The sequence below is a fragment of the Mucilaginibacter sp. 3215 genome, from assembly GCF_050433785.1.
In the GTDB taxonomy this organism is placed as follows: domain Bacteria; phylum Bacteroidota; class Bacteroidia; order Sphingobacteriales; family Sphingobacteriaceae; genus Mucilaginibacter.
The window spans coordinates 329,739-341,838 of record NZ_JBNPWO010000001.1 but is presented as its reverse complement, the minus strand read 5'-3'; the positions used below and the strand labels follow the sequence as shown (position 1 = coordinate 341,838).

General features: G+C 40.1%; 12 protein-coding genes. All 12 read left to right on the top strand.

Annotated features, from left to right (window positions below; translation table 11 throughout):
• Positions 1-4: 4 nt before the first annotated feature.
• The 12 genes from ABIC84_RS01610 (at position 5) to ABIC84_RS01555 (ending at position 12,081) form a co-directional block, all read left to right on the top strand.
• Entirely contained in the window at positions 5-1,066 is a 1,062-nt protein-coding gene (locus tag ABIC84_RS01610; protein WP_426586674.1) for a glycosyltransferase, read from the top strand.
• A 30-nt stretch (positions 1,067-1,096) separates the two neighbouring features.
• Complete coding sequence (asnB, locus tag ABIC84_RS01605; RefSeq protein WP_426586672.1) at positions 1,097-2,938, top strand: asparagine synthase (glutamine-hydrolyzing); 1,842 nt, start codon at positions 1,097-1,099, stop codon at positions 2,936-2,938.
• A 14-nt stretch (positions 2,939-2,952) separates the two neighbouring features.
• Positions 2,953-3,684, top strand: a complete 732-nt coding sequence (locus ABIC84_RS01600; protein WP_426586670.1) for a hypothetical protein — start codon at positions 2,953-2,955, stop codon at positions 3,682-3,684.
• Positions 3,681-4,598, top strand: coding sequence for a glucosamine inositolphosphorylceramide transferase family protein (locus ABIC84_RS01595; RefSeq protein WP_426586668.1), 918 nt, complete (start codon positions 3,681-3,683; stop codon positions 4,596-4,598). The genes ABIC84_RS01600 and ABIC84_RS01595 overlap by 4 nt, the downstream gene beginning before the upstream one ends.
• Before the next feature lie 8 nt (positions 4,599-4,606).
• The gene (locus ABIC84_RS01590) at positions 4,607-5,668 is read left to right on the top strand and encodes a glycosyltransferase (protein ID WP_429262473.1); all 1,062 of its coding nucleotides are present in this window, start codon (positions 4,607-4,609) and stop codon (positions 5,666-5,668) included.
• Between the two features lie 58 nt (positions 5,669-5,726).
• Complete coding sequence (locus tag ABIC84_RS01585) at positions 5,727-6,173, top strand: hypothetical protein (protein ID WP_426586664.1); 447 nt, start codon at positions 5,727-5,729, stop codon at positions 6,171-6,173.
• Positions 6,174-6,381: 208 nt separating this feature from the next.
• Complete coding sequence (locus ABIC84_RS01580; RefSeq protein ID WP_429262472.1) at positions 6,382-7,467, top strand: NAD-dependent epimerase; 1,086 nt, start codon at positions 6,382-6,384, stop codon at positions 7,465-7,467.
• Positions 7,468-7,558: 91 nt separating this feature from the next.
• Positions 7,559-8,689 (top strand): glycosyltransferase family 4 protein, encoded by a 1,131-nt coding sequence (locus ABIC84_RS01575; protein ID WP_429262471.1) that lies wholly within the window; start codon positions 7,559-7,561, stop codon positions 8,687-8,689.
• Between the two features lie 27 nt (positions 8,690-8,716).
• Complete coding sequence (locus ABIC84_RS01570) at positions 8,717-9,520, top strand: phytanoyl-CoA dioxygenase family protein (protein WP_426586658.1); 804 nt, start codon at positions 8,717-8,719, stop codon at positions 9,518-9,520.
• A gap of 31 nt (positions 9,521-9,551) precedes the next feature.
• On the top strand, positions 9,552-10,526 hold the full coding sequence (locus tag ABIC84_RS01565; protein WP_429262470.1) for a hypothetical protein: 975 nt from the start codon (positions 9,552-9,554) through the stop codon (positions 10,524-10,526).
• Entirely contained in the window at positions 10,523-11,029 is a 507-nt protein-coding gene (locus ABIC84_RS01560; protein ID WP_426586654.1) for a GNAT family N-acetyltransferase, read from the top strand. Before ABIC84_RS01565 ends, ABIC84_RS01560 begins: the two co-directional genes overlap by 4 nt.
• A gap of 26 nt (positions 11,030-11,055) precedes the next feature.
• Complete coding sequence (locus tag ABIC84_RS01555) at positions 11,056-12,081, top strand: GNAT family N-acetyltransferase (RefSeq protein ID WP_426586652.1); 1,026 nt, start codon at positions 11,056-11,058, stop codon at positions 12,079-12,081.
• The last annotated feature ends 19 nt before the right edge of the window (positions 12,082-12,100 follow it).

The following is a 12,100-nucleotide window of genomic DNA, read 5'->3' as shown; positions in this document are numbered from 1 at the left end:
TATAATGAGAAAGAAGATTTTCCTTGTTCTTGGTTCGCTTGGTACAGGTGGTTCTGAGCGTGTTTACTGGCTGCTATCGCAATATTTCAACAAGCCCGATTATGAGGTAGTTGTAGTATTGCTTAATGGAGACGAGTGCAGTTTCTCAACAGAAATAGCAGGTATCAGATTTTTAAACCTGAAAACAATAAAGGCTTCACGCTCATTTTTTAAACTTCGTAAACTGCTGAAAGATGAAAAACCATACGCGGTTTTTTCAACTACCGATCATATTAATATCCTGGTAGCCTTTGTTTCCATGTTTGTTAAAGTGCCTAATTTAATAGCCAGGGCATCTAACAATCCGCAGCAAATGGCGCAGTTTTATGGATTTAAATCCCGCTTTTACAATTATTTTTCAAGGTTTTTGTTTGTACGCTTTAACTCAATTGTTTGCCAGTCGGAAGAAATGAAACAATCCATAGCCCGACTTTATAATATCAACCTAAACAAGCTTATTGTTATTCATAACCCGGTTATTATAACGAGTGTAATAAAACCTCAAAACCAAATTTCGGGACTAAAGAGGCTTATTGCAGTTAACCGGCTCATCAAAGAGAAAGGATTATTTCGCTTGCTTGACGTTATGAAAGCACTGCCTCAAAACTATGTTCTAACTATAGCCGGCAAGGGCCCGCTGATGGATACCTTAAAAGCAGAGGTACAAAATATCGGCCTCAACGAACGCGTGAAGTTCATCGGCGAAATTAAAAATGTTGCCGATGTTATTTCTAAGCATGACTTACTGGTTTTAAGCTCATTTACCGAAGGCTTCCCTAATGTAGTGCTCGAAGCATTGTCGGTAGGCGTTCCGGTGGTTACATTCAGAGTTGGCGGGGTTAACGAATTGATAAGAGAAGGCTTTAACGGTTTTATAGCCGAGCAAAATGATCTGTGCACACTACGCCATCAAATTATCAGGGCATGCAATCAAACCTGGCAGCATCCTAATATCAAAGCCGATATCGTTGATCGCTTTAGTCTCGAGAAAATAGGCATGGAATATGAAACCCTGCTTGCTAATTAAACAAAACTATTAACCCCTCAGCGTTTTTTTATGTGCGGCATTTATGGATCAACAGTGAGATATGACGATAACATCATATTTCAAAAACTGGCAAGGGCCGATTTCAGGGGTCCCGATTATTCTGGCTTTGAACACAATGGTCCGGTTACCTTAGGCCATAACCGTTTGGCTATTGTTGATCTGGATCACCGGTCAGATCAGCCCTTAACTTACAATCACCTTAAAGTTGTATTTAATGGCGAAATCTACAATTATAAAACCTTAAAGGTAAAGCTCACAGCCCTGGGTTACAGATTCCTAACCGATTCGGATACAGAAGTTATTACAGCCGCCTTTCTTGAATACGGCGAAAATTGTGTCAACCATTTCAACGGTATGTTTGCCTTTGTAATTTTTGACACCCGCACGCTCCAGCTTTTTGGCGCCCGCGACAGGCTTGGCAAAAAGCCATTTTACTATACCCAAAATGGTTTAGATTTTGAATTTGCCAGCCAGCCATCGCAAATATGTATAGGCCGGAATGTAACTATCAATGAACAGGCTATTAACGAATATTTTGTATGGGGATACGTTCCCGAACCCAAATCGGCCTGGAACGAAATCCAGAAACTTGAGGCCGGACATTCATTTTGTTTTGATTGCAACACCGGCAGTTTCAGAACAAGAAAATACTGGGAACTGGATTTAAACCATGCCGAACGCTATGAAGGAGCATACCAACAAGCACAGGCCGATTTAACCCGGCTGATTACTAACGCTGTTGATATACGCATGCATGCCGACGTGCCCCTTGGGGTATATCTTTCAGGTGGTATCGACTCCTCACTTGTTGCGGCCATAGCTTCAAAAAACTATAATAATGTAAAAACCTTTTGCATAAAATTCAGAGAAAAAGGTTTTGACGAAAGCGTTTTTGCACAAAAAATTGCCGATCATTTAAAAACAGATCATCATACAATTGAATGTAATAAAGAGGAAGGCCTTGAACTAATTGAGAGTTTCGGCCGCTATTATGATGAGCCTTTTGCCGATTCAAGTGCCATCCCATCCCTGCTGTTAAGTAAACACACCAAAAAACACGTTACCGTGGTTTTAAGCGGTGATGGCGGCGATGAAAGCTTTTTAGGATATAGCCGTTACAAATGGTTTAATATGGTTAACCAGCTGTTTAAATGCCCGCTGGCGCTGCGTAAAAAAATAGCCGACATAATTAGCATTTCCCCTAACTATCGTCACAAGCTAATTGCAATGGGGATCTGCAATCCGGAGGTTAAATCACTTTACGGGCTTATGCTGGGCGGCCTGGAATACTCCTGGCTCGAAAATCCTAACATTGGCCTGCAGGTTCCGTTCATGGATATCTGGTCATCAAAATCAACAAGTATGCTTCAAAAGCTATCGGCATTTGATACCAAGACCTATTTAAACGGTGATATAAATACTAAGGTGGACAGGGGCACAATGGCATTTTCCTTAGAAGCAAGGGCACCGCTTATGGATCACCGGGTAGTTGATTTTGCTCAAAACCTGCCCGACAGCTATAAATTTAAATATGGCATTCAAAAAAGGATTTTAAAAGATATATTATACCAATACGCCCCGGCGCAATTGTTTGACAGGCCGAAAGCGGGCTTCACGATGCCACTCGGGCATTGGTTCAAAAACGAACTGAGAGATCATGTAATGGACCACCTTTCAATCAGCGAACTAAAGAACATTCCCGGTATTAATGTACAAAAATCATTTGCAATGATAAACGACCACATGAGCGGCAAATGGAACAGAACAACGCAGATCTGGAAACTGCTTGTATTTACACAATGGTTAAAAAATCAGCATTCAAAACCAATTTCAACATACCAGGTAGCTTAAACATTCAAAACCTTATGATCCAGATTAACAACAGGGCTATGCGTATAGTACCCTACACCGTTGTATGGTTTGCCGCCAAACCCAATTTATGGGGTTGCCTGTTAAAATACTATAAACAAAGTAAAAGCAGCGAAGCTGTTCCGGGATATCGCAAAGAGGATTTTTTCACCAAAATAATTGATATAAACGCGCCTGTACCTGCTATTGAAGCCAAGTTTGATAAAAATACATCATACGAAATACGCAGGGCCATTAAAGATGGCGTATCAACCGTAATGGGTACCGGCATTAAACAATTTATTGATTTTTACAATGCATTTGCAGCTACCAAAGGCCTGAAAAAAATCAACAAAGAATTTTATAAATACAAGCCGCACCTCTTTATCACCAAGGCGGTTTATCAGGACCAGGATATTGTTATGCACGCTTACATTCGCGACCATTCATCGCAAAGGGTAAGGCTCTTACATTCGGCTTCGCTGTTCAGAAATGAAAACGACAGCCAGTTAAGGGCTGTTATCGGCAGGGCAAACCGTTTACTGCATTTTGAAGATATCCGTTTTTTTAAACAACTGGGCTTCAAAATATATGACCTTGGAGGCTATGCTTACAACACCTCAGATACCGAACTTTTAAAGATCAACAAATTCAAAGATAGTTTTGGTGGAAGCCTGCTGCAAGAAACCGACTACGTACCTATATCACTCGCGTTCCTGTCATTTTTAAAAAAAATGTTTCGATTATGAAAGACCTTATCTCCACATTCACTTCAATTATTCACAAACTGTTTAGTTATGATAAATGGAATATAGGTTATATATCACAATCTCCCGAAAATCTTATCCATACTCAGCAGTTAAACGGAAAAATCAATTGGTTATCAGAAGATAAAGTGGATTATACAGCCGATCCCTTTACCGCAAATATCAATGGCCGTTTACATCTCTATTATGAAGAGCTTAATTTCTGGAAGGGAAAAGGCGAGATCATGATGACAGATAACATGCATTTCAAAAACAAGAAAAAAGTAAATGGTATCATGGAAGATGAAATACACCTCTCCTATCCTCACATGTTCACTGACAGTAACCGGCTATACTGTATTCCGGAAACAGGCAGGGCTAAACAGGTGGCACTCTATCAAATTGATATGAATAACCCGTATAAGTTTGAAAAGATCAGGGTATTGCTGGAAGGCCAGGCATTTGTTGACAGTTCCATTATCCATTATAACAACAAATATTGGCTCTTTACAAGTGTTTCGGGTGAACACGGCGTACTGTACTTATTTTATGCCGACACACTCGACGCTCCATTTAAGGCACATAAACAAAACCCGATAAATGTGGCGTCAAACGTGAGCCGATCGGCAGGCAGGTTATTTGTAGTTGGGCAAAAACTTTATATGCCCAGCCAAAATCCAAAAAGGTGTTATGGCGGCTCGGTAATGATCAATGAAATAACCACTATAACCGAAACAGATTTTCAATACCATACCGCTTTTGAACTACTTCCCCAGGCACCTTATGACGAAGGATTGCATACTATAAATTTTGAAGATGGATTATTGATTGTTGACGGAAAACGCAAAGTATTGAGTGCAATGGGACCATTTAAAAAAGTGATCAGAAAGCTGAAGAGCCTTAATAATCCTAACTAGTGCCCAAGATGAAGCCTAAATTACTTTTCGTTTCAATTACCAACAAGGCAAACGGAGCCGAAAACATATTGTTACAGGCTGCCCGTGCAAGTAACGCTTCTCTGCTATTTTTAAAGAAAGTTGAAAGCGGCGGGTTAAATATTCCCAGCGATCAACAAGTTGAATATGTGAGCAACGGAAGCATATTAAGTGGCTTTTCCAAGTTAATAAAAAGCTTAAGCCCTTACCGCACAGATCATATTATTTTCAGTACGCATCCTTACTTAAATGCTTTCCTGGGGTTTTTAAAACGCATTGGATATTTAAAATCAAAACTCATAGTAAGGGAGTGCTCGTCTGTTTTAACCCGGTACAGCGGTCTAAAAAAATTGAGCTACCAGATAGCATATCGGCTTGGCTACCCCGGGGCAAATTTGGTTGTATGCCAAACAAGCAGCATGCGGGATAGCTTTATACAGCATCTCCCATACATCGACAAGCGAAGGGTTATCATTCAGAAAAACCCGATCGACATTGAACAAAACCTGATAAAGGCCGAAGAAGCACTGCCCGCTGCCGATGCCGCTGTTGAATTTATTTGCGCAGCCGGCCGACTGATTCCTGAAAAGGGTTTTGATATACTAATTATGGCTTTTGATGAAATTAAAGCATCCCGACCCAATTTGCAGCTACTGATATTTGGCGAAGGCCCGGAGCGAGCCTCGCTTCAGAAATTGATCCGTGAATTAAAATTGGAGGGCCGTGTAGTATTAAAAGGGTGGATCGCAAACCCAATGCCTTATTTTAAGCATGCAAAAGCCTGTGTTATATCATCAATAAAAGAAGGTTTTCCGAACGTATTGTTGCAAATGATGATCCTGAACCCAGTTGTAATCTGCACCAATTGCGCAGGAGGTATCGATGAGATTCCGGGCATTTACCTGGCTGAAGCCGATAATGTAAACTCATTAACAACAGCGGTAAACACCGCCCTCAGCACTAATGGCAATCATAAAGACCTTATAATGCAATACGTAGAAGACCGCACCCCCGAAATATTCATCAAGTCGATACTGAATGCACTGGTATAACGGCCCCTGACTTATACATAGTAGCGCAACAACTTTAACCAACTAAAATAAAAATTTTATGAAAACAATTATTAAATCCACCCGAAATGTTGTGTTGCCTATAATAACAATTGTAGCCATGCTAACTGCTATTAACGGCTGTAAAAAAGCTGACCAGCCAACACCAACACCAACCCCGCCTACAACTACTCCTCCTGTTACAACACCGCAGGACGAATCTATCAAATCGATAAGCTTGATAGGATTGAGAAGTGATAGCGGCTTTTGTTACAAAATTGGCTATGATTTACCTGAAATTGGGGACTCGAACACCTCTCCAACTGTTTCAAAGCTCAGGCTGTTTGAAAACGGCGTTGAACTGGGGCCGGCCCACTCTACCCACCATGATATCCGCAGTTTTGGACTCGGACAATTTAGCCATTGGGGCAACACATTGTATTTCTCAACGTCGGACAATAGTAATCCACTTACAAACGGGAGAAAATACACTTATACCATGAAGTAAGAATTATCAAATCACACCCAAACGCGCGCAATTTGATAAATTCCTTACTCAAAAGTATTCTGCAACAAGTACATCTACCTGCCTTTTTCGTTACCATTCCTGATTCTTTGATACAGGCATTTACCATTAGTTAAGCGTTCGCGCTTGTAATCAACCAATAATCAACGCCTTCTCTGAGGCTTTCATTTAAACCTAATTTCACTTATTTATGAAAATTTTAATTACCGGCACTGCGGGATTTATCGGCTATCATTTAACCCAAAAATTACTTAAACGCGGCGACACCGTTGTAGGCATTGATAATATTAATGATTACTACGATGTAAAGCTAAAGCACGATCGATTGCTGAATGCCGGCATAAAAGTATCAGGAATGGTTTACAACAAACCTGTTTGCAGTACAAAACATCCAAATTATACGTTTATAAAACTGGATATAACGGATAAGGAAAATCTGCAGCAGCAGTTCCAAAATTATCAGTTTGATGCCGTTTGTAACCTGGCCGCCCAGGCAGGCGTACGCTACAGTCTTACTAATCCCGATGTTTATATTGACACAAACGTAAAAGGATTTTTAAACATCCTGGAATGCTGCAGGCATTTCAAGATTAATCACCTTGTTTACGCCAGTTCATCAAGCGTTTACGGTTTAAACAAAAAAATGCCCTTCAGCGAGCATAATATTGCCGATCATCCGGTTTCATTATACGCTGCATCAAAAAAAGCCAATGAAATGATGGCCCACACCTACAGCCATCTATTTAACCTGCGCACTACAGGGTTACGTTTTTTTACAGTTTACGGGCCATGGGGCCGGCCGGATATGGCTTTATTTATTTTTACCAAGGCAATTCTGGAAGGCAGGCCTATTGAAGTTTTTAACAACGGTAATATGCTTCGCGATTTTACCTACGTAGATGACATTGTTGAAGGCATTACGCATGTTATTGATCAGCCGGCTGAACCTAATTATCTGTGGAATGCCAAAGATCCCGATCCGGCCACATCATCTGCACCTTTCAGGGTGTTTAACATTGGCAGAGGAGCACCAGTTAACCTGCTTGATTTTGTAAGCGAAATTGAAGCACAGGTGAATAAAAAAGCAATCAAGACACTAATGCCAATGCAGGATGGTGACGTTGCCGAAACCTGTGCCGATGTTTCAAATTTAGATGACATGCTGAACTACAAGCCCCAGGTCTCTGTTCATACTGGGGTTGAACGATTTATTGCATGGTATAAAAAATACTACCATATTAAAAGCACCAAGTCCGAGCCGGTTCTTGTTCACTAAAATACCGCTCCCGATAATCGTGTATTATCTTTTGAATGGCATTACGTCTGCAATAAATCCTCACTTATAACCTATTGCTTATTATACCATTATGACAAGCAAAAAAGTGCTGATCGCCTGCGATTCGGCCAAATCGTTGATTGATTTTAGAGGTAAATTAGTTGAACTGATGCGCAAAGAGCATACCGTTTATGCTTTTATCCCTGCAATACCGTCCGAGCAACGCGCAAAACTGGCATTGTTAAACATCGTTTTATTTGAAAACAATCTAAACGGCAGTAATGTATCGATCCTATCTGATCTGAAGTATGTATTGAAACTTTACCGGGTCATTAAACAGCTAAAGCCGGATGTTTTTTTTCCATACACCCTTAAACCGGTTATATATGGAACACTTGCAGCCAAACTGGGTGGCGTGCGGAAAATAACGCCGATGCTTTCGGGCCTTGGTTATAATTTTGTTAGCGGTAACACATCTTTAACAAGCAAAATTACCCGCTTTCTACTTAGGTTCAGCCTTAAAAACAGACAGGGGTTGTCTGTCATATTTCAAAATAAAGATGATGTACAAACGCTGCTTGATTCTAAAATAATATCGGCAAAGCATCAAACTGCAGTGGTCAACGGATCGGGAGTTGATTTGAGCTACTATGCCCCTACCCAGCCGGATATTAATAACATAAGCTTTATCATGGTATCCAGGCTAATCAACGCCAAAGGGATCCGCGAATATTTTGAAGCGGCGCAAATTGTATTCCTAAAGCACCCACACGTAACTTTCAAACTAATCGGATCTTATGATGATAATGTCGACGCCATTCACCCCGATTTATTTTCGGAGATAAAGCACCGGAGTGTAATTAATTACCTGGGCGCCGTGGATGATGTAAGACCATATATAAGCAGTTCATCTGTGGTGGTACTACCTTCATACTATCGGGAAGGAATTCCACGGTGTTTGCTTGAAGCCATGGCTATGGCGCGTGCCATTATAACCTGCGATTCCGTTGGTTGCAGGGAAACGGTTGAAACATCACCCAATAGCAATGGATTTTTAATACCTGTAAAAAACACAGCCGAACTTGTGCACAAAATGGAGTATTTTATAACCAACAATGAAGCTATCAGCAGTTTCGGGCTTAACGGGCTGGCCTTGGCAAAGGAAAAATTTGATGTGCATAAAGTAAATGCTATGATGATGCAGATAATGGACCTAAACTAATTAGCCGAAAATCAACAATACAAATTCATGAGAAATAGACTTAACTACGGAGACAGGCACTTTGAAGATTTCCGCGTTGCGATGCGTGATTACGGATGGGTTATTTTTGAGAATGCATTAGACAGCGATTTTGTTGCAGTTATAAATGAGGATTTAAAGGAAGCGTACGTAAAACGACGAGCCATTCAGGAAAAAAATGGGATAAGCTCTAATATGGTCGGCACACTTCACCACCTTGTTGAAAAGGACAATTTCAGCTTGCCGTTTATTGAAAAAATGTATTGCGCCGATGAGATAGCTTATTTTTTGAGTGGTAATTATATACTGAATGGCTTTAATGCTGTAATACACACCCAGCAGCAACATCCTTATGTAAGTAATATGCACCGTGATGTGCGCACATTTTTAGGCGATACAAAATTATTAGTGCAAATGATAGTTACCCTGGATGACTTTACCGAAGAAAACGGTGCTACCTATTTCCTGTCGGGCTCACATAAAACGGACATTAAACCTAACGAAACTTATTTCTACGAAACCGCCGACAGGGCTGTAACACCAAAAGGAAGTATCATCCTTTTCGACTCCAACATATGGCATGCTGCTGGCGAAAATAAAACAATTAAGCAACGCCGGGCATTAACGCTGGGATTCACCCGCCCTTTTATTAAACCACAAATGGACTATCCAAGGGTATTAGGCTACGACTTTATTGATAAGCTTAGTGCTGATCAGCGGCAGGTATTGGGTTATAATTCACGTATCCCAGAAAGCCTGGAAGAATATTATCAGCCCATTCATTTAAGAATGTATAAAAGTGACCAGGGTTAACAACTTTATTTTTCACACTCAATTTACAGTCATGCAAAAAAATAAAGCCGCGTTAAAACCCATAGGCGGGTATTTGGAGCTGGAACTGCCCAAAGGGAATGAATACTATCCCGATCTGGTTCGGTTAAACACAGGACGCAACGCGTTAGAGTACATATTGATACAAAAAAAATACCATAAAATTTATATTCCTTATTTCACCTGCGATGTGCTGCTTGAGCCTATTTTACGAACAGGTATTCAATACCAGTTTTATCATGTCGACCGGCAGTTAGATCCCATCATTGATTTTGAGATTGAGCCTGACGCCTGTTTTTTATATACCAATTACTTTGGCATAAAACAAACAAAAGCATCAGAGCTTAGCGGCAAAATCAAAAATCTTATAATTGATAATTCGCAAGCCTTTTTTTCAGAGCCCCTTGCCGGCATTGATACATTTTATTCGTGCCGCAAGTTTTTTGGCGTTCCGGACGGCGCATACTTAAGCATTAAAAGAAAACTCACTAAAAAGTTGCCCATAGATAGTTCGGTAAACCGGTTTTCGCACCTCATAAAAAGTATTGACGCAGGTATAGAAGCCGGGTATTCTGACTATATAAACAACAGCAAGGATCTGGAAAACAACGAGATCAGGTCTATGTCGTTATTAACCCAAAAGATGCTTTCAAGCATCAATTACAATGAATGTGTATTTACGAGGCAGCGAAACTTTAATTTTCTGCACAAGCACCTTGCCGAATTTAACCTGCTCAAGTTTAACGCCGCTGATGAGCACACAGTACCATTGGTTTATCCTTTTTTAACAAACGACCGGCACCTAAAGGTTCATTTGATACAGAAAAAAATATATGTTGCCACCTACTGGCCTAATGTATTTAAATGGACTAAGAAAAATACCAACGAAAATTACCTGGCCCGGTGCTTAGTGCCATTACCAATCGATCAACGGTATGACCTTCAGGATATGTTTTATATGTTAAATACCCTAAGACTTTTTTTATGACCATTTCAGTTTACATACGCCCCCTTGTAATAGAAGATGCGTCCGTATCTTACGCATGGCGTAACGACCCATTGATATGGGTATATACAGGCTACAAACCTACTCATTATATTAGTTCGGAAATAGAAACAGCCTGGTTACGTGAAAAGCTGGCCAAGCCCGATCAGCTTAGATTTGCAATTTGTGTTAAAGAACTTAATACCTATATAGGAAATATCCAACTGCTTGATATTACTAATCATGACGCAGAATTACACCTGTTTATTGGTAACAAACTTTACTGGGGTAAAGGAATTGGTTACCAGGCAACAGTACAGATGATACGATATGGTTTTTTAATAAAGGAACTGGATGAGATTTATTTAAAGGTACACCCTGCAAATATCGCGGCAATAACTGTTTATGAAAAGGCAGGGTTTGAAATTACAGGTAAGGTAAATGATCTGATTACAATGAGTATTACCAAAAGTAAGTTTGTTTGCCTTCAAAATCAACAGTCATAATTTACCATCTCCTAAACTTTAATTCAATGATTAAGATCTTTACCCTGCTCAATAAAGAGGAATGGATTTCTTACGTCGGTAATTCGGCCGAACATGATTTTTATCATACATGGCATTATCACTCCCTTGAAACAGCCGGAGATCCTGTTCTATTTATTTATGAGGAGTCAGATACCTATATCGGCTTCCCCCTGCTGCAGCGAAAAATTCCGGGTTCTGACTACAACGACCTAACCTGTGTATATGGTTTTTCGGGTCCGTTTTCAAACAAAAAGATTGATGAGATAGATGAGGAGCTGTTGGAAAATTTTAAAGGCGCTTTCAATAATTTCCTTATAAAGGAAAAGTATGTGTCTGTTTTTGTAAGACTTCATCCTTTTTATAAGCAGCAAAAATTACTGGAGAAATTTGGAGGTGTTCACGAAAACGGAAAAACGGTAGTACTTGACCTTTCAGTGCCTATTGATGAACAGCGCAAAAAATACAGGCAATCAACCATGGATGCTATTAAGCACGCATGGAAAAGGGGGTTTAAAGTAAAGGATGAAACCAATGCTGACGGCTTAAACACCTTTGTCGAAATTTATACCGAAAACATGAAACGCGTTGGCGCCAGTAGCTACTACCTGTTTAATGAAAAATACTTTTCAGAAATATTAAACACATCTGAATATGAAGCCCGTTTGCTAACTGTTTACTATAACGACATTGCAATTGCAAGCACTATAATAACCTTTACAAATGGTATTATTCAAGCCCATTTAGTAGGTGCCCGGGCAGAATATTTACACCATAGCCCAACCAAATTTCTGGCCGATTGCATAACGCAGATAGGCAGGGAAAAAGGAATGAAATATTACAACCTGGGCGGTGGCCTTGGATTTAAGAACGACAAGCTCTTTGACTGGAAATGTGCCTTCTCCGACCTCCATCTTGACTTTAAAACATGGAGATATATTGCCAATCCCGAAATATACCAAAAGCTTTTGCAGGATAAGGGCATTGAAGAAAACGCCGAAGTAGACTTTTTTCCACTATACAGATACGCTTAAGATAATACCTAAATAAACC

Coding starts and splice junctions, on each gene's coding strand:
- ABIC84_RS01610 (WP_426586674.1), top strand. CDS start 5: ATGAGAAAGAAGATTTTCCTTGTTCTTGGTTCGCTTGGTACAGGTGGT.
- asnB (WP_426586672.1), top strand. CDS start 1,097: ATGTGCGGCATTTATGGATCAACAGTGAGATATGACGATAACATCATA.
- ABIC84_RS01600 (WP_426586670.1), top strand. CDS start 2,953: ATGATCCAGATTAACAACAGGGCTATGCGTATAGTACCCTACACCGTT.
- ABIC84_RS01595 (WP_426586668.1), top strand. CDS start 3,681: ATGAAAGACCTTATCTCCACATTCACTTCAATTATTCACAAACTGTTT.
- ABIC84_RS01590 (WP_429262473.1), top strand. CDS start 4,607: ATGAAGCCTAAATTACTTTTCGTTTCAATTACCAACAAGGCAAACGGA.
- ABIC84_RS01585 (WP_426586664.1), top strand. CDS start 5,727: ATGAAAACAATTATTAAATCCACCCGAAATGTTGTGTTGCCTATAATA.
- ABIC84_RS01580 (WP_429262472.1), top strand. CDS start 6,382: ATGAAAATTTTAATTACCGGCACTGCGGGATTTATCGGCTATCATTTA.
- ABIC84_RS01575 (WP_429262471.1), top strand. CDS start 7,559: ATGACAAGCAAAAAAGTGCTGATCGCCTGCGATTCGGCCAAATCGTTG.
- ABIC84_RS01570 (WP_426586658.1), top strand. CDS start 8,717: ATGAGAAATAGACTTAACTACGGAGACAGGCACTTTGAAGATTTCCGC.
- ABIC84_RS01565 (WP_429262470.1), top strand. CDS start 9,552: ATGCAAAAAAATAAAGCCGCGTTAAAACCCATAGGCGGGTATTTGGAG.
- ABIC84_RS01560 (WP_426586654.1), top strand. CDS start 10,523: ATGACCATTTCAGTTTACATACGCCCCCTTGTAATAGAAGATGCGTCC.
- ABIC84_RS01555 (WP_426586652.1), top strand. CDS start 11,056: ATGATTAAGATCTTTACCCTGCTCAATAAAGAGGAATGGATTTCTTAC.